General features: G+C 64.4%; 21 protein-coding genes. 4 read left to right on the forward strand and 17 right to left on the reverse strand.

The window, feature by feature from the left end; all coding sequences use genetic code 11:
* Positions 1 to 26 precede the first annotated feature (26 nt).
* On the forward strand, positions 27 to 692 hold the full coding sequence (locus FCS99_RS11970) for a cation transporter (protein WP_138512845.1): 666 nt from the start codon (positions 27 to 29) through the stop codon (positions 690 to 692).
* On the opposite strand, the gene FCS99_RS11975 is transcribed toward FCS99_RS11970, so the two are convergent.
* The 7 genes from FCS99_RS11975 to pheS all read right to left on the reverse strand — a co-directional run bounded on the left by FCS99_RS11975 (position 689) and on the right by pheS (position 8,086).
* Entirely contained in the window at positions 689 to 1,300 is a 612-nt protein-coding gene (locus FCS99_RS11975) for an acetaldehyde dehydrogenase family protein (protein ID WP_138512847.1), read from the reverse strand. The two genes, FCS99_RS11970 and FCS99_RS11975, sit on opposite strands and share 4 nt — an antisense overlap.
* 19 nt (positions 1,301 to 1,319) lie before the next feature.
* A complete protein-coding gene (locus FCS99_RS11980; protein WP_138512849.1) occupies positions 1,320 to 2,783 on the reverse strand; it encodes a peptidoglycan-binding protein in 1,464 nt (487 codons plus the stop codon).
* Positions 2,784 to 2,973: 190 nt separating this feature from the next.
* Positions 2,974 to 3,567, reverse strand: a complete 594-nt coding sequence (locus FCS99_RS11985; RefSeq protein ID WP_233352790.1) for a nucleotidyltransferase family protein — start codon at positions 3,565 to 3,567, stop codon at positions 2,974 to 2,976.
* A gap of 4 nt (positions 3,568 to 3,571) precedes the next feature.
* Positions 3,572 to 5,971, reverse strand: coding sequence for a phenylalanine--tRNA ligase subunit beta (pheT, locus tag FCS99_RS11990; protein WP_138512851.1), 2,400 nt, complete (start codon positions 5,969 to 5,971; stop codon positions 3,572 to 3,574).
* Positions 5,972 to 5,997: 26 nt separating this feature from the next.
* Positions 5,998 to 6,615, reverse strand: a complete 618-nt coding sequence (locus FCS99_RS11995) for a hypothetical protein (protein ID WP_138512853.1) — start codon at positions 6,613 to 6,615, stop codon at positions 5,998 to 6,000.
* A complete protein-coding gene (locus FCS99_RS12000) occupies positions 6,615 to 7,004 on the reverse strand; it encodes a hypothetical protein (protein ID WP_138512855.1) in 390 nt (129 codons plus the stop codon). The genes FCS99_RS11995 and FCS99_RS12000 overlap by 1 nt, the downstream gene beginning before the upstream one ends.
* On the reverse strand, positions 7,004 to 8,086 hold the full coding sequence (gene pheS, locus FCS99_RS12005; protein WP_138512857.1) for a phenylalanine--tRNA ligase subunit alpha: 1,083 nt from the start codon (positions 8,084 to 8,086) through the stop codon (positions 7,004 to 7,006). The genes FCS99_RS12000 and pheS overlap by 1 nt, the downstream gene beginning before the upstream one ends.
* A 170-nt stretch (positions 8,087 to 8,256) precedes the next feature.
* Here pheS and FCS99_RS12010 point away from each other — a divergent pair, with 170 nt between their 5' ends.
* A complete protein-coding gene (locus tag FCS99_RS12010) occupies positions 8,257 to 9,351 on the forward strand; it encodes a hypothetical protein (protein ID WP_138512859.1) in 1,095 nt (364 codons plus the stop codon).
* Between the two features lie 74 nt (positions 9,352 to 9,425).
* Here FCS99_RS12010 and rplT read toward each other — a convergent pair whose 3' ends face one another.
* The 5 genes from rplT to FCS99_RS12035 form a co-directional block, all read right to left on the reverse strand.
* Positions 9,426 to 9,782, reverse strand: coding sequence for a 50S ribosomal protein L20 (gene rplT / locus FCS99_RS12015; RefSeq protein WP_138512861.1), 357 nt, complete (start codon positions 9,780 to 9,782; stop codon positions 9,426 to 9,428).
* A 31-nt stretch (positions 9,783 to 9,813) separates the two neighbouring features.
* Complete coding sequence (gene rpmI, locus FCS99_RS12020) at positions 9,814 to 10,014, reverse strand: 50S ribosomal protein L35 (RefSeq protein WP_138512863.1); 201 nt, start codon at positions 10,012 to 10,014, stop codon at positions 9,814 to 9,816.
* A 158-nt stretch (positions 10,015 to 10,172) separates the two neighbouring features.
* Complete coding sequence (locus FCS99_RS12025) at positions 10,173 to 10,649, reverse strand: MerC domain-containing protein (protein WP_138512865.1); 477 nt, start codon at positions 10,647 to 10,649, stop codon at positions 10,173 to 10,175.
* A gap of 142 nt (positions 10,650 to 10,791) precedes the next feature.
* On the reverse strand, positions 10,792 to 12,552 hold the full coding sequence (locus FCS99_RS12030) for a hypothetical protein (RefSeq protein ID WP_138512867.1): 1,761 nt from the start codon (positions 12,550 to 12,552) through the stop codon (positions 10,792 to 10,794).
* Positions 12,553 to 12,662: 110 nt separating this feature from the next.
* Positions 12,663 to 14,093: a dicarboxylate/amino acid:cation symporter gene (locus FCS99_RS12035; protein ID WP_138512869.1), complete on the reverse strand. Its 1,431-nt coding sequence runs from the start codon at positions 14,091 to 14,093 to the stop codon at positions 12,663 to 12,665.
* Positions 14,094 to 14,253: 160 nt separating this feature from the next.
* On the opposite strand from FCS99_RS12035, the gene FCS99_RS12040 reads away from it, so the two are divergent.
* Positions 14,254 to 15,543 carry an MFS transporter gene (locus FCS99_RS12040; RefSeq protein WP_138512871.1) on the forward strand — a complete coding sequence of 430 codons (1,290 nt, stop codon included), beginning with the start codon at positions 14,254 to 14,256 and terminating at the stop codon, positions 15,541 to 15,543.
* A gap of 62 nt (positions 15,544 to 15,605) precedes the next feature.
* Here FCS99_RS12040 and infC read toward each other — a convergent pair whose 3' ends face one another.
* The 3 genes from infC to FCS99_RS12055 all read right to left on the reverse strand — a co-directional run bounded on the left by infC (position 15,606) and on the right by FCS99_RS12055 (position 18,471).
* Positions 15,606 to 16,145, reverse strand: coding sequence for a translation initiation factor IF-3 (gene infC, locus FCS99_RS12045; RefSeq protein ID WP_171036369.1), 540 nt, complete (start codon positions 16,143 to 16,145; stop codon positions 15,606 to 15,608).
* A 203-nt stretch (positions 16,146 to 16,348) separates the two neighbouring features.
* Positions 16,349 to 17,332, reverse strand: a complete 984-nt coding sequence (locus FCS99_RS12050) for a glycosyltransferase family 9 protein (protein WP_138512874.1) — start codon at positions 17,330 to 17,332, stop codon at positions 16,349 to 16,351.
* Positions 17,329 to 18,471, reverse strand: a complete 1,143-nt coding sequence (locus FCS99_RS12055) for a glycosyltransferase family 4 protein (protein WP_138512876.1) — start codon at positions 18,469 to 18,471, stop codon at positions 17,329 to 17,331. Before FCS99_RS12055 ends, FCS99_RS12050 begins: the two co-directional genes overlap by 4 nt.
* A 174-nt stretch (positions 18,472 to 18,645) precedes the next feature.
* Between FCS99_RS12055 and FCS99_RS12060 the strand changes: the two genes are divergently transcribed.
* Positions 18,646 to 19,314: a tetratricopeptide repeat protein gene (locus FCS99_RS12060; protein WP_138512878.1), complete on the forward strand. Its 669-nt coding sequence runs from the start codon at positions 18,646 to 18,648 to the stop codon at positions 19,312 to 19,314.
* Here FCS99_RS12060 and FCS99_RS12065 read toward each other — a convergent pair.
* Together FCS99_RS12065 and queG are read right to left on the reverse strand one after the other, a co-directional pair.
* Positions 19,311 to 20,279, reverse strand: coding sequence for a GGDEF domain-containing response regulator (locus FCS99_RS12065; RefSeq protein WP_138512880.1), 969 nt, complete (start codon positions 20,277 to 20,279; stop codon positions 19,311 to 19,313). The two genes, FCS99_RS12060 and FCS99_RS12065, sit on opposite strands and share 4 nt — an antisense overlap.
* A gap of 102 nt (positions 20,280 to 20,381) precedes the next feature.
* Positions 20,382 to 21,494: a tRNA epoxyqueuosine(34) reductase QueG gene (gene queG / locus FCS99_RS12070; protein WP_138512881.1), complete on the reverse strand. Its 1,113-nt coding sequence runs from the start codon at positions 21,492 to 21,494 to the stop codon at positions 20,382 to 20,384.
* Positions 21,495 to 21,499: the final 5 nt, after the last annotated feature.

Raw genomic sequence — 21,499 nt, forward strand, 5'->3', positions numbered from 1 at the left:
TGCTGTCCAGAATCAAGGAGAGGCCTGTGTCCGGCTGTTGTGATCACGAAACCGAGTTTGACGGGACATCCATCGCCTTCCGCCGCGCGCTGTGGGCGGTAATCGCGATCAATGCGGCGCTCTTCCTGGTCGAAATGCTGGCTGGGGCAGCGGCGCAGTCCCAGGCGCTGAAGGCTGACGCCCTGGACTTCGCCGCGGATGCCGCGACCTATGGCCTGTCGCTCTTCGTGATCGGGAAACCGGCGCTGTGGCGCGCCAATGCCGCCCTGGTCAAAGCCGCGAGCCTGTTCGTCATGGGAGCGGTTATCCTGTGCCTGGCGATTTGGCGGGCCTTCTTCGCGGCCCAGCCGGATGCCGAGCTGATGGGTGGTATCGCCCTGCTCGCCCTGGCGGCCAATGTGGCGAGCGTGCTGATCCTGGTGCGCTGGCGCAATGGTGATGCCAATGTCCGCTCGGTCTGGCTGTGTTCCCGCAATGATGCGATCGGCAATCTCGCCGTGATCGGCTCGGCCGGGCTCGTGGCCTGGACCGGGACACACTGGCCGGATGTGATCGTGGCCGGGCTCATGGCCGGCCTGTTCGTCTCATCCGCTGTCCAGATCCTGGGCAAGGCCCTGGCGGAGCGCCGACAGGCCCGTCACGGACGCGCCCCGGACGGCCAGGCCCCTGGCGAGACCTGCCAGTCCCACTAGTGGCCGTCGCCGCCCGTCGAGAAAACCGAACCCATCAGGTCGTCTTCGTCATGGGTGTGACGGCGGCGCGGCGGCTCGCCATCATGGTGCGGACGGTGCCCAGAACGGCGCGGAGCGCAATCATCGCAGCCGCTCGCAATCCGCTCGCGCACCATGGCGAGGCGTTCCGACAGATCATGGAAGCGGTCCTGGCCATCATGCCAGAGCGAGGCCGTGTCCTGACAACTGGCCTCGTCGAAGCGGTTGACCTGAAGACAGCGATTATAGGTCCGGCAGGAGGCCGTCGCGAACCGGTAGGACGCGTCCAGATCGGTTTCGAAGGCAGCGATGAGTTCCTGCGTCTCGGTATTGGCATTGTCCGAGCGCGGTGAGGCGGTGGCCCCGATGGCCTCGCGATAGCCATGGATCTCGTCCAGCATGGCGAGGCGTTGTTCCGCGAGGGTTTCCACTTCGCACATGTCGATTGCCGGCTGGACCGTGTCGCGCATCGGCGGGGCGGGGCGCGACGGCCCCGGCGAGACCGGGCCGGGATTGGGCCGCCGGTGATTGTCCTGAGCACAGGCGGACAGGGCCGCGGTCGCGATCAGCAGGAGTGCCAGTTTCTTCATCACGCCTATCCTTCCTGGATTACCGCTCTGCCGAGCCGGAGGTCTCACCGCCACCCGCGGTGTCCTGACCATCCACCGCTGCCTGATAGCAGCCGGGCAGGTTCAATTCTGCGCCATTGGCGCGTCTCATTTCATCGACCCGCCTTTGCCAGGCGAGATAGAAGCGGTCGCCATTGCGTTCCGCCTCGGCCAGTAGCTGGTCGGATATCCGGGACCAGCGATCGGCGGGCGTGCCGCGGCGACCGGCATACTGGCGCAGCGCCAGGGCGCGACCATGCCCCAGTTCGGCCGCCCGGCGCAGATAGCTTTCCGCCCGTTCCGGACTTTCCACGATCCCGCACAGGCGATAGCTGCCCTGTACCGTGCCGGTGCCATAGATCAGGGCCAGATTGAAATTGGCCCCGCCATGACCGCGCTCGGCCGCCGATTCGAGCCATTCCAGGGCCGTATCGATGTTCTGCTCCAGGCCGAGCCCGGTCGCGAACATGATCCCGAGCAGGTTCTGGGCATGGGTGTCGCGCGCCGTCAGTGCGGCATGGCACATCAGGGTGACGGTCTCCGCCGGGGTCAGTGCACCGGTCTGGTCAAACCCCATATCACCCTGGAAGTCGCGGACAGAGCGGCGGGTCACCGGACCATAGCTGCCATCCACCGTACCGGCATAATAGCCCAGCGCCGAGAGGGCGCGCTGGCGCTGTTCCAGCTCGATGATGTCGCCATCATCCTCGGTCTGGGAAAAGCCGTAGGCGATGCGGGCCAGGGATTGCGGCGTGGTCGGACAGGAGCGCTCCAGAATGGCGGCCTGCAAGCGGCGATGGGCCGTCAGCGAGGCCTGAGACCCGCCGGTTGTCGAACCGACGAGCAGAGCCTGATCCCAGGCGTCACGGGCATCCTCGATCCGGCCGACCGCCTGATAGGCATCCCCCACATTGAGCCAGCACCGGGCGATATCTGCCTCGGCCACGCCATAGGTCTGGGAGGCGCAGATGCGGCCGCCCGGGTCATAGCTGTAGAAGGAGGGCCGCCGATAGGAGCGCGCCTGACTGCCCCCCGTCACGCCCGTGGCGAGAGGAAAATTGAAGCTGGAGCCGGAACCGGAATACCGGCCGGTGTCATTGTCGGAATAGGTGTCGGCACCGGGATAGGTGATCGTTCCGCCCCCTGCGCCGGTGTCATAAGGATCGCGAATGGTTTCTCCAAACGGACCCGAGGTCGGCCGGTCCTGATAGTAGCGGCCATCCTCGCCATAACCGCCGGAACGGATCACGACCCGGTCAGGCGTGTCGGTTCCGCTCTGGTTCGCCTGCCGACCGAAAGGCCACCAGGCGGGCGATCGCGCCTCCCCGTCCGGGCAATGTCGTGTGGCGCAATAGCCGGCCTCATAGGCCTGGGAATGGGTGAAGGCGAGCACAGCGACGAGGCCGATAACAACCAGAATGGTCGCTGCCGCCTGAGCCAGTAGCGCTGTTACGCGTTCCACCATGTCTGATCCCACCGTTGCCGAGGCTCCCCAAAACCCCGGTACGCTTTACCCCTGATTAACCATACTAGCGGTGGCATTCCGGCTCGGCCATACGCTCGAGGCGGGATTCTGGAAGAATCCGGTACAATCAGCGCGAGAATATTTTGATTTCGCGTGACACGCGAATTTTGTCCGGATCACTCGCCCAAAATCAGGCGTGAATGAAGTCCAGCTCTGGCCAGAGGCGTTTCTGCGAATCGCATTTGCGGTTCCAGCCCTCCGGATTGGCGACCCCGGGCATGGGCCGGACCGTCCGGTCAAAGACCGCATCCAGCCCCAGCGGCGCCAAGAGGTCCGGTGCCCCGGTTTCATCGAGACGCAGCGCGACCGCATGGGTCAGCGAGGCGAAGTGACGGAGCGCGTCCTCGGTATTGCGCAAGGGTGCCCGGTCCGTGCCGAACTTGTCATTGAACCAGAGATGCACGCGGGCCTGGTTGCACACCTCCACCGGAACCGGAAAGCCGGCAAATTCCGGTGCAACCCGGCGAATGACCGCATCCTCGGCTTCCCAGCTCAGATCGCTGCCGTCGAAATAGGCGAGGTCATAATCATTGATGCCATAGCCCGGTTCACGACCGGTCAGGGCATTCCAGACCGCCTTGTAGACGGAGCCCGCCATGAGCGCGTAATCCGGCAGTTCCAGACGTCGCGCACCGTCCAGAACGCGGACCGCCAGCGGGTCGGCCAGCACCGCCTCGATCACGAAACGGGGCTGGTCCTCAACCGGCGGGACAGTCCAGCTCACCGGCTCACCCGCGCAGGCTGCCGCCGGTTGCCTTCTCGACCTTGGCGACAATGGCCGCCGCGACCTTGTCGATCTCCTCGTCGGTCAGGGTCTTGTCCTTGGGCTGCAGGGTGACCTCGATACCGAGGGAGACCTGGCCGTCGGGCACGCCCTTGCCGTCATAGGTGTCGAACACGGTGACGCCGGCGATCAGGGCCTTGTCGGCACCCTTGGCGGCCCGGACCAGCGCATCGGCCGCCACGCTCTTGTCGACCAGGAAGGCGAAGTCGCGGCGCACCGGCGTCAGCTCGGCCCGGTCCAGCTGCGCGCGGGCCTTCAGGCCGGAGGCCTTTTTCGGCATCGGGATATTGTCGAGCACGATCTCGAAGGCCAGCACACGGCCATCAATGTCCAGCGCCTTCAGGATGGCCGGATGGATCTCGCCGAACTCGGCGAGGACATTCTTCGGCCCCAGACGCAGAACGCCGGAGCGGCCCGGATGCCACCAGTCCCGCGCCTCGGCGGCGACCTGGAGATTGTCCACCGGCGCGCCCGCAGCGGCCAAGGCCGCCAGCGCATCAGCCTTTACATCGAACACGTCGGGCACGCGGGTGCCGGCCCAGTGACGGCCGGCCTCGACCGGACGCACACCGCTGGCGACCAGGCGCTGACCGTCCGGCGCATCACTCAGATAGACCGGGCCCACTTCAAACAGGCGCGGGTCATCCTGGCCCTTGTCGGTATTGGCCTGCATGGCCGTGAGCAGATGGATCAGCGCGGTCGGACGCATCACGTCCAGTTCCGACGAGATCGGATTGTCCAGTTCCAGACCTTCGCCATGGCCGCCGAACAGGGCGGCCTGGGACTTCTCGCAGAAGGACCAGGTCACGGCTTCCGAATAACCCCGGCCGGCCAGGGCACGGCGGGCATAGCGGGCGCGCAGCTGCATCGGCGTGGCCGGCGCTTCGCGACGCACAGGCGGGCGCGGCAGGGAGACGGTGTCGAGCTTGTCGAAGCCGTGGATACGGGCGACTTCCTCGACCAGATCAGCCTTCTGCGAACAATCCATCCGCCAGGACGGCACACCCACGGTCAGGACATCGCCCTCCCCCTTCGGGGCAAAGCCCAGCGTCTCCAGAATGCGCACGATCTCTTCGCGCGGCAGATCGAGCCCGGTCAGGCGGTTCACTTCGGCGATCGGGAACTCGATGTCCGCCGGCGGGTTCGGAATCTCACCGAACACCATCGTCTCGGAGGCTTCGCCACCGCAGAATTTCAGGATCAGCTCGCTGGCCTGTTCGATCCCCGCCTTCACCGAAGCCGGGTCGACGCCGCGCTCGAACCGGTATTTCGCATCACTGTCGATCCCGGTCGCCTTGGCGGTGGCGCGGGTGATCAGCGGGTCGAACCAGGCGCTTTCGATGAAGACATCCGTCGTTTCGGCGGACACACCGGAATAGGTGCCGCCCATGATCCCGCCGAAGCCGAGGCAATGGCTGTTGTCGGCAATCACGCACTGGTCTTCGCCCGGCACGTATTCCTTGTTGTCCAGCGCCTCGAAACGGTCGCTGTCGCCCGCACCCCGGCGCGCACGCAGCGGACCGTCCAGCTTCGCCAGGTCATAGACATGGAGCGGACGGCAGCGGTCATAGGAGATCATGTTGGTGATGTCGGCGAGGAAGTTGATCGGACGCAGGCCGATCGATTTCAGGGCCTTCTTCAGCCAGTCCGGGCTTTCAACATTCTTCACGCCGCGGATCACGCGGCCGGCAAAGACCGGACAGGCTTCCGGCCAGTCCAGCTCGACCGTCACCGGACAGGGGAAGCTGCCGGGAATGTCCTGAATGTCATGCGTTTTCAGCGTGCCGATGCCGGTGGCGGCGAGGTCGCGGGCAATGCCGCGCACGCCCAGCCAGTCCGGCCGGTTCGGCGTCACTTCGAAATCGATGACCGGATCATCCTGGCCCAGCGCGACGACGGCCGGCGTGCCGACATCGAACGGTTCCGGCAGATCGATGATGCCATCATGATCCTCGCCCAGTTCCAGCTCGCGTGCGGAACACATCATGCCGTGGCTTTCCACGCCGCGGATCTTGCGCGGTTTCTTGTCCAGCGCGAAGTCGAGGCCCGGGATATAGGCGCCCAACGGCGCGTAGACGGCATACATGCCGGTGCGGGCATTCGGGGCACCGCAGACGATCTGCTTCTCGCCATCCTTGGTCGCGACCCGGCAGACCTTGAGCTTGTCAGCATCCGGATGCTGGACCGCCTCGATCACGTGACAGACGGAGAAGTCGGCAAATTTCTCGAGCGGATTGTCGATATGCTCGATCTCCAGCCCGGCCATGGTCATGGCTTCGGCGAGTTCGTCGAGCGTGGCATCCGTTTCAAGATGGTATTTCAGCCAGGAAAGCGGGAATTTCATCGTCGGCTCCTGCCGTCACGTGGGTTTCAATTTGTATCGTCTTGCGGGGTGTCTTGCGGATCGGGTCGGTCAGCAGAGCCGAAGCGCTCGAACACGTCAAAGCGGTCACCGGCTTCACACTGGCGTACCGGCAGACGGTCCTCATTGTCCGACGTCGACTGCCAGCAACGGTCGAAAACCGAGCAATAGCAGGCGACCACACCCCAGTGACTCCACTCGTCGAGCAAGTCGTTGAGGCCATTATCGTCCAGATCGCCGCGCGACCAGGAGAAGGTCACAGGTTCCACTTCGCCGCCCGGGGCGAGAGCCCGGCCATTGATGCTGGACCAGGACCGGTCAAACCCCGCCGGCAACAGCTCGATCAGGCCCGTGAAGTCAGACACTTCCACCCCATCGCGCACCAGCACGACACGTTCGATCATGGCCGGGCCGACACCGTGATTGACGATGCGCAGGCCAATATTGCGGGCCTCGGGCGTAGACTGGATAAAGCCGTCGATCTGCAGGACGGGCACAACCGCGCCATGCTGTTGCGCCCGCATCACCCGCCCCTGGTCCCAGGCCACGAACAAGGCCGCGACACCCACGAGCATCGCGCCGACCCCGGTCAAGGTCTGGTGGTTATGGGTGAGCCAGCGCCACATCACGAAGCCCCCAAAGATACTTTCATGTCTTGCCGAAAGGCCGATATCCACTGCGGTATGAAGCTTTGATCCGACCGCAACTTGGCTCTGACAACCACATTCTCAAACGTCGGGTCATCAATGACGGCTTCAATCGACAACTGGCCACAAGACAAGTGGCTGATCCGAAGCAAAAAGCCGTAATAGCCACGCAAGTCGACCTGGCCATCCAGCGTCTGATGGAAGGCCGATAGATCTTTCAAGAAGAGGTCAAATCGCGGAAATACGTCGCCGTACTTAAGAACCCCCATCCGGGTCTCCAGCCGGATTTCAGCCTCAACACCTGCGTCGTCCTGCGCCCCCAACTGGAGGGACAGGCGAACGCCTTCATTCTCCAGCTCGAACGCCATCAGCTCAAACCCGTCGCCAAATTCGCCTGAAGCAGCGGCGAGAAGCCGTAATGGGCCAGCCAGCGGACGTCGGAGTTGAAATAGTCGCGCAGGTCCGGTGCGCCGTATTTCAGCATGGCGAGACGGTCCACGCCCATGCCGAAGGCGAAGCCCTGGTACTCGTCCGGATCGAGGCCGCAATTACGGATCACATTCGGGTGGACCATGCCGCAGCCGAGGATTTCCATCCATTTGTCGCCGGAGCCGACTTTCACCGCATCGCCGACGCGCTCATAGCGCACATCCATCTCCGCCGACGGTTCGGTGAAGGGGAAGTGGTGCGGGCGGAAGCGGGCTTCCACCTGGTCGGTCTCGAAGAAGGCCGCGATGAAGTCCAGCAGCACGCCCTTGAGGTGGCCCATATGGGTTTCCTTGTCGATCACAAGGCCCTCGACCTGGTGGAACATGGGCGTGTGGGTCTGGTCCCAGTCACAGCGATAGACGCGGCCCGGCGCGATGATGCGGATCGGGGTATCGCCTTTGAGCATGGTGCGGATCTGGACCGGCGAAGTGTGCGTGCGCAGGACTTTGCGCAGGCCCTCGGCATCCGGCTTCATGAAGAAGGTGTCCTGGGTGTCGCGCGCCGGGTGACCTTCCGGGAAGTTCAGGGCGGTGAAATTGTGAAAGTCATCTTCCACGTCCGGCCCTTCCGCGACGGCAAAACCCATATCCGCGAAGATTACGGCGAGTTCTTCCATCACCTGGGTGATCGGGTGCAGCGTGCCGGTCTGCTCCGGACGCACCGGCAGGGAGACGTCGACGGTCTCAGACGCCAGGGCCGCGTTGAGCGCGGCGTTTTCCAGATCGGCCTTGCGGGCCTCGATGGCGTCGTTCAGCCGGGTCTTCAGCCCGTTCAGGGCCGGACCCATCACCTGGCGCTCTTCCGGGCTCATCTTGCCCAGTTCGCGCATCATCAGCGACACGGAGCCCTTCTTGCCCAGCGCCGAGACGCGCACCGCGTCCAGCCCGGCTTCATCGGTCGCGCCATCGATCTGGCTGCGCACCTCGGCTTCAAGCGTGTCGAGATTGGAAGTGTCGGTCATGTCGTATTGTCCCTGAAATACGGGCCTTGCGTTCAGGACTGGATTTAGCCGCTGGTGTCAGGGCTGTCGACCGGGAGTGACGGCTCGAGGACCGGGATTGTGAAAACGAGCCGCAATGGGCGCATTGCCCGCCCGTACCGGTCCTGTTTAGGCTAGCGACCGGTAACTGGATGGCGGGCGAGACAACAACACCGATGTGGACTTTCCTGCGCTCCCTGTTCGGCCTGTCACCTGTTCGCGCCAAAGCCCCGACCCGACAAGGGCTCCCCTCAGCCGACACCCCCGAAAAACGCCAGCAAACCGCCGCGACCCTGCTGGCGCTTCGCTCCGGCAAACAATTGATCCATTTCAGGGATCACTACCGCCACGCCTTCCCGGCCTTTCATGAAGACCGGCGCCTGCTTCCGCGGGAGATGGCCGGGCGCTTTGCGCAGCAGACCTTCCACGTGCAAGCCGAAATCGTCCCGGCCTACCTGTTCCACCCGAATGGCCATGTGCGCCAGGCGGCGATCGAGGCGTTGTCGCCGGGACATTTGACTGCCTTCACCATCATCGTTCTGGCCGCCCGCACCAATGACTGGGTCGAGCCTGTCCGCGAGCGCGCCCTCGCCCGCTTGCTCGACCTCCTGCCACGCGCCGAACCCTATGTTCTAGAGTCGGCACTCCCGGTTCTCATCCGGCGTTCGCCCAGCTGGCGACGCTACCGGGTGGTGAACGGGGTGGTCTCGAGCCTGCCGGAGTCTGAGCTTCTGGATCAGGTCTTCACTGTGGAAGAGGCACGCTCCGCCGCCATCTCAATGCTGTCGAGCCTGATGGCCGGTCCCACCACGCGTATATTCAGGACACTGGCCAAGTATCGCTGGATTGACCCGCATCTGGAAACATTGTCCCTGGAGGCCCGCGCGAACGGGATCAGGCGGGCCGCGACGGCGGCGTTGTTGCAGGGCGAGGTTTACTGGAAGCGATCACCAAGCCCCGCCGACTTCCGACTGCCGGGCCGACCCGACCCTGCCCTCGAACACCGGCCCCTCACGATTCATCCGGACATCCCACGCGTCTTTGCTGCAGCGGCCCGCGACCGGACCGCCTCCATCCGCGCCCTGGCAGCCGAGGCGCTGATCCGGCTGGGCCCCGACGCCTTCCCGGCGGAGACATGGGAACACCTCAAAGCCGAGAAACGCCCCTCGGTCCGCTCCCGCATGGACTTCTTCCGGCGCAAATGGATCGATGATGATCTACCGGACTATCTCAAGGACGGCGGATAAAGGCGGGAACCGGACAAGAAAAAGGCCCGCCAGCGTGTCGCTGACGGGCCTTTTCAAATTCCGTGTCTGACCGCTTAGGCCAGAGCCGCGCGGGCCTGGTCGACCAGGGCCTTGAAGGCTTCCGGTTCGCGGATCGCGATGTCGGACAGGACCTTGCGGTCGACTTCGATGCCGGCCTTGTTCAGACCGTTCATGAAGACCGAATAGCTCATGCCGTGCTCGCGGGCACCGGCATTGATGCGCTGGATCCAGAGAGCGCGGAAATTGCGTTTCTTGGCGCGGCGGTCGCGATAGGCGTACTGGCCGGCCTTCTCCACAGCCTGGACGGCAGCGCGGAAGGTGTTCTTGCGGCGGCCATAATAGCCTTTGGCCGCTTTGATGACTTTCTTGTGGCGTTTGGCGGTCGCCGGACCGGACGTGACTCGAGACATGTCTAAGGGCTCCTAGCTCGAAAACCGCGGCTTAAAGGCCGTTCGGGATGTACTTCTTGACGATGCGCGCATCTTGCGGCGACAGGACGACCTGGCCGCGCTTGTTGCGGATCTGCTTGGGAGTACGCTTGATCATGCCGTGGCGCTTGCCTGCCTGGCCGGCCTTGATCTTGCCCGTGGCGGTGAGCTTGAAGCGCTTTTTCGCGCCGCTCTTCGTCTTCATCTTCGACATTTGCATCTCCTTCGTAGAGGCGCGCGAGGCGTCCCGGTGGATGGTTCAGCCGGCGGGCATGTCGAAATCGGCCCGGACGGCTGGTGTTGGAAGCGGGGGTTTATACGCGCCATTGCCTCAAATGCAAGGACGAAAGGGAGTCTGGCGGACAGGCCGGATCAGGCGTGGTCATGCTCGCACATGCCGCAATCGCGCTCATGATCATGACCGGCGCGGCTGCGCCGGCGCCAGTTCACGAAATGCGCCACGGCCAGAATGGTGACACCGCTCAGGGTCAGGATGGTTTCCGCCAGGCGCGGCACGATATGACTGGCACCGATCGCCATCAGGGCGAGACCGAACAGGCCGACGGCAAACAATTGCCATCCGCCCCGAACATTGCGCACACCCCAGCCCAGGCCGAGCAGCGAGACCGGCGCCGCCAAAGCGAGCAGGACCAGGTGCCAGTCATGGCTCAGACCCACGACCTCACCCAGCTCGGGCGCCAGCATGGGCGCGGCAGACGCGGCGGCCGGCAGGAGAAGACAGTGCAGCATGCAGATGAAGGACAAGCCGACGCCGGTCGCATCCAGCGTATTGCGGTGCGTGTGCGGGGCCTTGGGGGCCGGGTTCGAAGACAGGGGGTTGTGCGCCATGGGATCCGTATCGGGCTGATGTCAGTGATATAGTATAACGTTCCGGGTTTGGAAACCGCCCGGGAGTGTTTTTTTATCAGCCAGACAAAAAGAGCGGGGCCGCCCGCAAGCCGCCCCGCTCTCCATTCGATTGAAACCGGTATTATTCCGGCTGCAGGAAGCCCAGCTCGGAAATGGCCAGCTGTGCCGGAGCCCCCTCGCCTTCCCAATAAGTGCCGACCCAGATGTCATAGACACCGGCCTGCGGCTCTTCGAAATGGATGCCCGGATTGAGCCCTTCGGACCCGTCATCATTGCAGACCCAATTGCCCGACGGATCATTGATCACGAGCGTGGTATCGCTGTCGGACAGGGCCGAGATGTAGAGATCCAGCATGCCCGGCTCGAAGCTCAGTTCGAAGTCCGGCTGCGCCGTGACATAGCCGCGGCAGGTTTGATCGGCGCCCTCTTCAGCGGCGATGTCTCCGCCGGCCACGAGGTCGACGACATAGGGATCCGGCGTGAAGCCGCCGGTCAGCTCAACGCTGCCGTAATTGCTCTCCAGCGAGAAGTCGAGCTGCGGGCTCGGCATGAATTCACTGCCCCAGCCCAGTTCGGAAATGTGCAGGGTGGCATCGGCCGCCGGGCCTTCCGAATAGGTGCCGACCCAGATGTCGTAGCGGCCCGATTGGGGATTGTCGAAGACCAGACCCGGATTGAGATCGCCGGCGCTGTCATCATCACACCACCAGGACCCGTCCGGGGCATTGACGATCAGCGTCGCATCCCGGTCCGCCGTGGCGGAGATGTACAGGTCGAAGTCGCCGGCCGTGTAGGTGACGTCGTAGTCCGGGGCCGTCGTGGCATAGCCACGGCAGGACGCATCAACCGCTTCAGAGGCCGGCACATCGCCGCCCGCCTGCAGGGACACATTGTAAGGGTCCGGGGCAAAGCCCGCTGTCAGCTCGGTCGAACCGTAATTGGACGGCAGGGAGTAATCGAAGACCGGCGGCGTATCGACCGTGCCGAGATAGCCCGTTTCGGACACATAGACGGTCGCCGGGACATCCGCGCCGTCGGAATAGCGTGCCGCCCAGACCGCGTAGCGACCGGATTCGGGCTCATCGATCCGGATACCCGGATTCAGACCCACTTCGTCATCGCTGCAGAACATCTGGCCATTCGGGCCTTCCACCATCAGCGTGGTGTCGCTCTCGGATTCCATGGAGAAGTAGAGGCGGCGTTCGTCATTGGCCTCATAATCGACCCACAGGTCCGGCGCCTGGTCAGCATGACCCCAGCAGGAGGCGGTATTGCGGGACAGGTCGACATCACCACCCGCCTGGACCGGGAAGGTCCGCGGGTCCGGACGGAAACCGGCGCGCAGGTTGGCCGAGCCATGTTCCGGCGCCAGAGCGGCGTTCGGTGCGCGCGAATAAACATTATCGGTGGAGAAGGCGAGTTCGGAAATATGGAGCATGGCCGGCTCATAACCGACGCCCGACCCGTAAGTGCCGACCCAAATGTTATAGGTGCCCGATTGCGGGTTCTCGATCATGACACCGGAGTTGAGACCGATCCCGTCGCCGTCATCATTGCAGGACCAGCTGCCATCGGGCTGATGCACGACCAGAACCGTATCCACGTCGGACACGGCCGACAGATACAGGTCGAAGGCATTGCCGGCCTGGAAGTCCAGATTGTAGGAGGGCTGGTGCGTGATATAGCCCCAGCACATGTCGGACGCCTGCGCGGCATCAATCGCGCCCCCGGCCCGCAGCCCGACCGAGACCGGATCCGGTGCGAAACCGGAACTCAGCTGCATCGACCCGTAGGCGGGCGCCGCCGAGGGATCCTGGGCGTGGGCCTGCGCGGAAAAGAGCGCTGCAGCCAAGGCAACGCCAGTCATCAATTGAAGTTTCATTCTCGATCTCCCCCTAGTGAGATGTCCCTATTTCAGCATTCTTTCCGGTCGATTGCATCCCAAAACAAGCGGCCTGAATGCGCGCTGAACGGGATCGGCACCATCCCGCCCTATTTCTCCGTGTCCGTCGCTGGCCCCAGCGCCTCCGACGCTTCAGCCGGGCCTTCTTCCGCTTCCTCGTCTTCCTCCGCCTTGGTATCCGCCTCCTCGATCCAGCGGTCCATCACGGTGCAGGCCGTCAGGTCGCCGGTGACGTTCACGGCCGTCCGGCACATATCGAGAATCCGGTCCACACCCAGCAGCACCGCCACACCGGCCGGTGGAATGCCGATCGAGGCCAGGACGCCGGTCAGAATGACGATCCCGACACCGGGCGTAGAGGGACTGCCGATGGAGGCGCCGATCACCGTCACGGCAAGCAGGATGAAGTCGGCCACGGACAGGTCGACCTGGAAGAGCTGCGCCATGAACAGGGCGGCCACCGTCTGGTAAAGCGCGGTGCCATCCATGTTCACCGTCGCACCCAGCGGGATGATGAACCGGCTGATCGCCGGGCGCACTTTCAAGCGTGTCTCGGCGATTTTGAGCGAGAGCGGCATGGTCGCGGCCGAGCTCGACGTGGAAAAAGCCAGAAGCTGTGCATCGAGGACCTGACGCAGGAAATGCACCGGATTGCGCCGCCCCAGGACCAGTACAATCAGCAGATAGACCAGCAGAAGCAGGACCAGCCCGCCCAGCACGCACAGGATATAGGCGGACAGGGAGACCAGGGCGGACAGTCCGACCCGCATCACGAAGTCACAGATGAGGCCGAACACGGCGATCGGCGCCAGCCTCATCGCCCAGCCCACGATCACCAGAGCCGCTTCCTGGACCACCTGGACGAGATGGATCAGCGGACGGGTCCGCTCCGCATCCAGGCTGACCAGGGCAACACCGGCGAGGACAGCCGCGATCACGATCTGCAGCATGTTCTGGGTCAGGAGCGCCGACGACAGATTGGCCGGGATCAAGGCGGCCAGCCCTTCGACAATCGCATCGGATGCCGGAACCGCAGCGACCGCTGTTTCCTCGATGTCCGGCACGGCGTCAACCGGCATGTGCCCGAGCACGCCGGGGTCCACCAGTGTGCCCGGTGCGACCCACAGGGCCACACCGGCGCCCAGCAGGACGGCCAGGGTCGTGGTCGCGAGAAAATAGGGCAGGATGCGACTGGCGACCCGCCGCAACATGGCCGCATCCCCCGAGGCGCAAATGCCCAATATGATGGAGGAGGTGACCAGAGCGATCACCACCATCTGGATCAGGTTGAGGAATACCAGGCCCGGAAGGCGCAGCCAGGGTCCCAACTCATTGGCTTGCGCAATCGAGACGGACACGACACTGCCGACACTCGGGGCCAACAGCGCGCCCAGCGCGACACCCCCGACCATGGCGATCAGGATCTGTGCCCAGAGCCGGCTGGACAGGAGACCACTGACAGCCCGCAATTTCAGCGCATGGCGCGTACGGGCAGTGCGATGACGGCGCCAGGTCAGCATGGGCTTGATCCGTTACGGTCTGGACGAACCCTGTCATGACCGGATTTTCAGTCGGGGTAAACCGGTCGGCTTGCCGCAGCCGGGTACGGGCCGGATGCCAGCCGGGATTCCCTTCCGGGAAGAGGGGTTATAGCTTGCGCGCACCAACAGGACGCGCCGCATGCTGACCCCCTCGCTCGACATTTTTCGCCACCAGCCCTACCGGCACTACTGGATCATGCGCCAATCCCTGTCGGCCGCCCGGCAGATGCAGGCCGTGGCGATCGGCTGGCAGGTCTATGATGTGGCCCGCGAAACCCGGTCGATCGAGGAGTCCGCGCTCATGCTCGGCTTTGTCGGTCTGGCCCAGTTCGCACCGGTCTTCTTCCTGTCACTGGTGGGCGGTCAGGCGGCCGACCGGCTGGACCGCAAACTCATCCTCGTCGTGACCAATCTGGTCCGCGTGGCCTGCGCCCTGGTTCTGGCGATCAGCCCGTTTTACGCCAATGAGATGACGCTCTGGCTGGTGTTCGGAGCGGCCATTCTGCTGGGTGTGATGCATGCCTTCTCACCGGCCGCTGCCAGCGCCCTCCTGCCCCGCATCGTGCCGCGCGAAGACATGCGGCAGGCGATCGCCTGGAACTCACTGGGCTTCCAGGGCGCGGCCATTGGCGGCCCGGCCCTGGGCGGGCTGCTCTACATTCTGGGACCGTCGACGGTCTATCTCGTCAGCGCCGGCCTGCTCCTCCTCGCCACCCTGGCCATCGCCACTGCGAGAACCCCGTCGCACGAAAAGATCACCGGCCAGTCGGGCTGGAAGATGACGCTGCAGGGTCTGCGCTATGTGCGCGACAACAAGATCGTGCTCGGCGCCATTTCCCTGGATCTGGTCGTCGTCCTGTTCGGCGGCGTGACGGCCCTGCTCCCGGTCTTCGCCCGCGATGTGCTGATGACGGACACGGTCGGGCTCGGCCTGCTCCGGACAGCGCCGGCCGTGGGAGCGGCGATTGTCGCCTTCCTACTGGCCACCCGCCCCCTGACCCGGAAGATCGGCCTGTGGATGCTCGGCGCCATCGCCGTCTACGGCATCGCCATGATCGGCTTTGCCCTGTCGACCGTCCTCCTCCTGTCCCTGATCGCCTTGGCCATCACCGGCGCGGCGGACATGATTTCGGTCTTCATCCGCCAATCCATCATCCAGCTCGCCACGCCCATGGACATGCGCGGCCGGGTCTCCTCGGTCGAGTTCATCTTCATCTCGGCGTCCAACGAGCTGGGCGAGTTCGAAAGTGGTGTGGCCGCCCGCTTCCTGGGGCCGATCGGGGCCGTCCTGATGGGCGGCGTCCTGGCCCTGGTCACCGCTGCGGCCTGGTTCAGACTTTTCCCGCAACTCGCCCGCACCGACGAGCTGGAGCATGTCGAGGAACACGGGGCGGACGATGCCGACAAGGGCGCCGGCAAACCGGCCTGATCCGGAATCAAAAACGGCGCCCCGCGGGGCGCCGTTTTCGTGTGTGATGAAGGTCGGGCCGATCAGCGCGGCGCCATCACCATGACCATCAGACGACCTTCGAGCTTCGGCTCGAATTCCACCTTGGCCACTTCGGCGAAGTCTTCCTTGACCCGGTTCATGATATCCATGCCGCGGTCCTGGTGCGCCATTTCGCGGCCCCGGAAGCGCAGGGTCACCTTGACCTTGTCGCCCGCCTCGAAAAAGCGCGTCATCGCCTTCGTCTTCACCTGATAGTCGTGAATGTCGATGTTCGGACGCATCTTGATCTCTTTGATCTCGACGGTCTTCTGCTTCTTCTTGGCCTCGGCCTTTTTCTTTTGTTCCTGGTATTTCAGCTTGCCGTAATCGACGATCTTGCAGACCGGCGGATCAGCATTCGGGGACACTTCGACAAGATCGAGTCCCACTTCTTCGGCGGCCTCAAGGGCTGCCTCGACAGGCATGATGCCTTGTTTTTCGCCGTTTTCGTCGATCAGGAGGACCCGCGGTACGCGGATATCCCGGTTGGTGCGCGGCCCCTCTTTCTTGGGCGGTTGCGCCTGGTGCGGTCTACGGGCTATGGCCTTGTCTCCCTTGTGGCCCTTCAAGCTGAAGCATACTAATCCCTCCGAGCCGTCGCCGGATCAAGTCCAAAGCGGCAATTCACGCCGGTGGCCGGTCGGGAAGCCGCGCACTATGGTCAAATGAGCACATTTGGCAAGCGCGCTGGCCTGTAACTGGGGTTTTGGGGCTGCTGAATCAAGCCGGGATCGGTAATGCCGCGTCACGCGGCGGCCGGTTCCCGGTTGAATCCGCCGGCAAACTTCATCGCCGCGATAGCCTCTTCCGGCGTCACCTGGGCCAGGGTCGTGGCGTGCATCAGGATCACCGGTTCCTCGCCGCGCGGGGCAATCAGCGCAGGATCCTCGACATTGCCGTAAAGGGCCAGCGCCGGAGCCCCGGACGCGACCAGGAGATGCAGGAGCGGCGTATCCTCGCCGAAGACAAAGCTCGCATGCCGGGCCAGCCCGGCCAGCTGGGCCAGCTTGGCCTTGCCGGTTATGTCGCGGGCACCCGGCGTGACATGCGCGACATGGCGGCCCACATCCCGCGTGTCCGGCCCGCCGACTATGGCGGGCGTGATGCCGGCCTGCTGCAGCTCATGCGCCAGGGCCGCCCATTTTTCCTGCGGCCAGCGCAAGGGCGCCTTCACTGTATCGCCCGCCGGGGCCAGCAGCGCGAACGGGCCGTTGAGACCGAAATATTCCGGATCCAGCATGCGGGACTTCTTTGCCAGGAAATCAACCCAGCTGGCATCCGGTGCCGGAGCCCCGCCAAGCGGATAATGGTCCGGCCCCGTCCCGAGGACGGCATTCAGCTTGCCGCCGACCTCATCCACCGGATGCTGGCCGGTCTTGCCGGTCGGTGCGACCTCGACCCACTGACAGCGCGAGAACCGGAACAGCTTCTTGAGTTTCCGGGAATCGGAGTCACCGACCAGGTCGAACACGCGGCTGGGCTTGGTCAGCTTGATCCGCTTGTCCCGCAGACCGGCCATCGGACGCGTATCCGGCAAGGCGTCGATCTCGATCGCGTTGAAATAGGGGCTGTGCTTGAGAAAGCTCTCATAGTCCGGCGTCGTCAGCAGGATGATACGGTCGCGCCGGAACACGTCGCGGATCTGCCGCGCAGCCGCAAGCATGCGCACCGTCGAGGCCAAATCGCCCCAATGCAGGACGTAGGTGATGTCACGCTGCGGTTCGTTCATGGGACCGAGTTTAGAACCTCATGATAGACCCGCAAAGTCGAAGCTTGCAGGGCCGCGGTAGAAAAATGCTCACTGACATGGTCACGTGCCCGGCCGCCCATGGCTGAACGGTCCTCGGGCGACAGGCAGAGCGCGCCCTCAATGGCCGCCGCCAGAGCCTCATCATCCCCCGGCGTGACACGCCAGCCGGTCTCCGAATGCAGGATCACCTCCTGTGCACCGCCATGATCCGCCGCGATGACCGGAACCTCCATGGCTCCCGCCTCGGCTGCGGTCCGGCCGAAGGCTTCCGGCTCGTTGGACGGCGTCAGGACCAGGTCGCTCAGCGCAAAGGCGGCCGGCATGTCGGTACAATGTCCGACCAAGCGCACATCTTCCGTCACGTCTTCAGAGCGGATCAGGTCGCGGAGTTCCGCCACATAGGCATCCCGGCCCTGTGCATCACCGGCCAGCACGAGAAGCGGCTGATCGATTTCACCATGGCGCCGGATCCGGCCCATCGCCCGGATCGCCTCACGCTGGCCTTTCCATCCGGTCAGTCGTCCCGGCAGGAGGAGGACGGCGCGATCCTCCGGCAAATCCCAGGCGCCGGACAGGGCCGAGACGCGATCATCGGACACGGCGCTGCGCTTGAAGCGCTCCAGCTCCACACCACGCGGAATCACCCGGACACGGGGCGCGGCGAAGGGGTGTTCGTGCGTGATGTGATCGGCGATGAACTGGGAATTGGCGATAACGAGCTCGCCCCGGGCCATGACGGAATTATACCGCCGCTTCAACGCGGAGCGGGCATTATAGGTTCCGTGATAGGTGGTGACGAAATGGACACGCGTGCGGTCGCTCGCCCATTTCGCGCTCCAGGCCGGCGCGCGGGACCGGGCGTGCACGATCTCAACCCCCTCTTTCCGGATCAGGGCTGCGAGCCGGTTCGTATTCTGCCACAGGGTGATCGGGTTCTTGGAGGCCAGTGGCATCCGGACCAACCGGCCGCCCAGCGCCTCCAATTCGCCTTCCAGCCGCCCGCCCTGACTGGCGACCAGGGCCTCGCCGCCCTCGGCGATGATGGCTTCCGCCACTTCCAGCGTCGTCCGCTCGGCACCGCCGGCATCGAGTTCGGGAATGACCTGGAGAATCTTCATGAAAGGGAACACGTCGCGCGGGCAGGAAGACGTCTCTTGTTTCACACCTTCCCGCTGAAAACAAACGGGCAGGCGTGCTGAACCCGCCCTGCATGATGCCTTTGTAACGCGTCGTGCGATGGACGGCAGGCGTTGCGAGAACTAGCGTGGCCCTGTCCAGTCGCGAGTATGTTGATGACCCGTTTTGCCGTCCTGGCCCTGACCCTGGCTTTCACCCCGTCCGTTCTGGCCCAGACCGGCGCGCGCCAGGATGAGCGCATGCGTTACCAGGCCTGTATCGCCCTGAGTGGCGAGGATGCGGCAGCGGCACTGGAAGAGGCCCAGACCTGGCGCATTGAAGGCGGCGGCTGGCCGGCGGAAGTCTGCGAGGCCCATGCCTTCATCGCCCTGAACGATCACGGTGTGGCCGCCACCATTCTGGAAGAACTGGCCGCGGAACGCCGTGCCGGCATGGTGGACGAGGAGCGGGTCGATTTTCTGACCCTCGCTGCCGAAAGCCGGACCGCCCTGGGCGAAACCGAGGCCGCCCTGACCAATTATGATGCGGCACTGGCCATCAATCCGGCAGCCATCCTGACCCGAACCGGACGCGCCCGGCTCCATCGGGACGCGGCCGACTGGCCCGCCCTGTCCCGCGATGCCGAAGAGCTGATCACGCGCGTTCCTCAACTGGCCATCGGCTGGCATTTGCGTGGTGTCTACCGGCTGGAGACAGGGGATTTGGACGGCGCCTGGGCTGATATGGAACGGGCCCGCGAACTGGAGCCGGAGCGTATTGAAACCCTGGTTCTGCGGGGCCGTATCAATGAAGCCCGTCGTCTCGCTGCCCAGTCAGACGACTAGCCGACGGCGGCGATGCGAGGCGTTTCGCTGCGAGGCGGCGCGATCATGACACGATTGCGCCCCGCGCCCTTGGCTTCATAGAGCGCCTCATCGGCCATGTGCAGCAGGCTTTCGGCCGTTTCCATGACATCATCATGGCCGGTCAGCGCCAGGCCCAGACTGGCCGTGACCGGGATCGGCTCGCCCTTGTCATCGGTGAAGACCTGCCCGGAGACCGCCGTACGGATCCGTTCTGCCGCCCGGATTGCCGCCTCGCCCTGAGCGCCGGGCAGCACGACCGCAAATTCCTCACCGCCCAGGCGGCCCAGCATGTCACGCTCGCGCAGGCAGGCCTGCACGGCCTTGACCGTTCCGGTCAGCACGCGATCACCGCAGGCATGGCCATAGGTGTCATTGATGCGCTTGAAATGGTCGAGATCGACCATGATCACCGACAGGGGGTTACCGCCCCGCCGGGCCAGATCCGCCTGGCTTTCCAGATACTGCATGAAGGCGCGCCGGTTGGCCGCGCCGGTCAGGGCGTCCGTCTCCGCCATGCGGCGGAACTGGCGTTGCATCCGGACCAGCCGGGTCGCAGCCCGCAGGCGCGCCCGCAACTCGGTCATGTTCACCGGCTTGCGAATGAAGTCATCGGCACCGGCATCCAGGGATTCCTCGAGACGCTTTTCCTGGCCCGATGCGGTTACCACGATCGTGTAAACGGTCTCGGTCTCAGGATTGGACTTGAGCTGCCAGCAGGCTTCCAGACCACTGGTTTCGCCCACTTCGATCCCGGTCAGGAAAATGTCGATCGGCATGAGACGCAGCAGCCCCAGCGCGTCGTCGGCGGTGTTCGCCGTGTGAACTTCATAGCCGGCAGCCCGGACGGCCTCGGAGAGAATTCGGAGTTGAACCTGACTGTGCTCGCACACCAGAACCGACACACGCGAACTGCGCGCGGACGTATCCGCCGGTGCGAATGGCACATCTCCCCCGGAACTCGTCAATTGATCGCTCCCCCGAACGCGTCGACTTGACCCAAGTCGCTCGACCTAACGGAAAAAGGCTAACAAGCTCTCAACTTAACGTCATGGATGTGCAGCCGCACCCCATTCGGAGCGGACATGCGGATCCGCCTCGTCCGCCAGTGCCGCACCGGCGCGCTGGGCGGCTTTTCCGGGCGCCAGACGGGATAGGGCCCAGACTGCCATGCCCCGCACCAGGGGTGACGCGTCCGCCAGCAAGGACTCGACGCGGGGCACCAAGCTCTCATCCTGCGAATTGCCGATCGCAATCAGAACATTCCGGACAAAGCGGTCCCGCCCGATCCGCTTGATCGGCGAGGCCGTGAAAACCTGGCGGAATTCCGTGTCATCCAGTGCCGCCAGTTCCGACAGCAAGGGCCCTTTGAGCTCCGCCCGCGGATGAAAAGCCGCCTCGCGGGCCGTGGCCGCAAACTTGTTCCAGGGACACACGGCCAAGCAATCATCACAGCCATAGATCCGATTGCCCATCATCGGACGGAATTCCTCCGGGATCGGGTCCTTGTGCTCGATGGTCAGGTAGGAAATGCAGCGCCGCGCATCGATCTGGTAGGGCCCGGGGAAGGCGTCGGTCGGACAGATGTCCAGACAGGCCCGGCAAGAGCCGCAATGATCGGTTTCACCGGCATCTGGTTCCAGCTCTGCCGTGGTCAGCATCACGCCCAGGAAGAGCCAAGATCCGTGCTCTCGGCTGACCAGATTGGTGTGCTTGCCCTGCCACCCCATGCCGGCCTTCGCCGCCAGCGGTTTTTCCATCAAGGGCGCGGTATCGACAAAGACCTTCACCTCCGCGCCGGTCTCCGCCACGAAAGCCCGGGCCAGCTGTTTGAGCCGCTTCTTGATCAGGTCGTGATAGTCATTGTTCTGCGCATAGACCGAGATCACGCCCTCGGATTTGCGTTCCAGCAGCGGCAGCGGATCGGCATCCGGCCCGTAATTCATCGCCACCACGACTGCCGATTTCGCATCCGGCCACATGGCAGTCGGGTGCTGGCGGCGTTCCAGCGTCTCTTCCATCCACGCCATCGTGCCGTGCCGGCCTTCGGCCACGAACTCGGCCAGCCGCGCCCCCGCATCCCACGCCTCGTCCGCCCGGCAGATACGGGCATCGGTGAAGCCGATCTCGGCAGCGAGGGTTTTGAGGGCGGGGCGTTCCATGACCT

This window comes from Maricaulis alexandrii, from assembly GCF_005871165.1.
Taxonomy (GTDB): Bacteria; Pseudomonadota; Alphaproteobacteria; order Caulobacterales; family Maricaulaceae; genus Maricaulis; species Maricaulis alexandrii.

Bases quoted from the DNA above. Each gene is read 5' to 3' on its own strand.
- FCS99_RS11975 (WP_138512847.1), bottom strand. From the start codon at position 1,300: ATGAAGAAACTGGCACTCCTGCTGATCGCGACCGCGGCCCTGTCCGCC.
- FCS99_RS11980 (WP_138512849.1), bottom strand. From the start codon at position 2,783: ATGGTGGAACGCGTAACAGCGCTACTGGCTCAGGCGGCAGCGACCATT.
- pheT (WP_138512851.1), bottom strand. From the start codon at position 5,971: ATGAAATTCCCGCTTTCCTGGCTGAAATACCATCTTGAAACGGATGCC.
- FCS99_RS11995 (WP_138512853.1), bottom strand. From the start codon at position 6,615: ATGTGGCGCTGGCTCACCCATAACCACCAGACCTTGACCGGGGTCGGC.
- FCS99_RS12000 (WP_138512855.1), bottom strand. From the start codon at position 7,004: ATGGCGTTCGAGCTGGAGAATGAAGGCGTTCGCCTGTCCCTCCAGTTG.
- pheS (WP_138512857.1), bottom strand. From the start codon at position 8,086: ATGACCGACACTTCCAATCTCGACACGCTTGAAGCCGAGGTGCGCAGC.
- FCS99_RS12010 (WP_138512859.1), top strand. From the start codon at position 8,257: ATGGCGGGCGAGACAACAACACCGATGTGGACTTTCCTGCGCTCCCTG.
- rplT (WP_138512861.1), bottom strand. From the start codon at position 9,782: ATGTCTCGAGTCACGTCCGGTCCGGCGACCGCCAAACGCCACAAGAAA.
- rpmI (WP_138512863.1), bottom strand. From the start codon at position 10,014: ATGTCGAAGATGAAGACGAAGAGCGGCGCGAAAAAGCGCTTCAAGCTC.
- FCS99_RS12025 (WP_138512865.1), bottom strand. From the start codon at position 10,649: ATGGCGCACAACCCCCTGTCTTCGAACCCGGCCCCCAAGGCCCCGCAC.
- FCS99_RS12030 (WP_138512867.1), bottom strand. From the start codon at position 12,552: ATGAAACTTCAATTGATGACTGGCGTTGCCTTGGCTGCAGCGCTCTTT.
- FCS99_RS12035 (WP_138512869.1), bottom strand. From the start codon at position 14,093: ATGCTGACCTGGCGCCGTCATCGCACTGCCCGTACGCGCCATGCGCTG.
- FCS99_RS12040 (WP_138512871.1), top strand. From the start codon at position 14,254: ATGCTGACCCCCTCGCTCGACATTTTTCGCCACCAGCCCTACCGGCAC.
- FCS99_RS12050 (WP_138512874.1), bottom strand. From the start codon at position 17,332: ATGAACGAACCGCAGCGTGACATCACCTACGTCCTGCATTGGGGCGAT.
- FCS99_RS12055 (WP_138512876.1), bottom strand. From the start codon at position 18,471: ATGAAGATTCTCCAGGTCATTCCCGAACTCGATGCCGGCGGTGCCGAG.
- FCS99_RS12060 (WP_138512878.1), top strand. From the start codon at position 18,646: ATGACCCGTTTTGCCGTCCTGGCCCTGACCCTGGCTTTCACCCCGTCC.
- queG (WP_138512881.1), bottom strand. From the start codon at position 21,494: ATGGAACGCCCCGCCCTCAAAACCCTCGCTGCCGAGATCGGCTTCACC.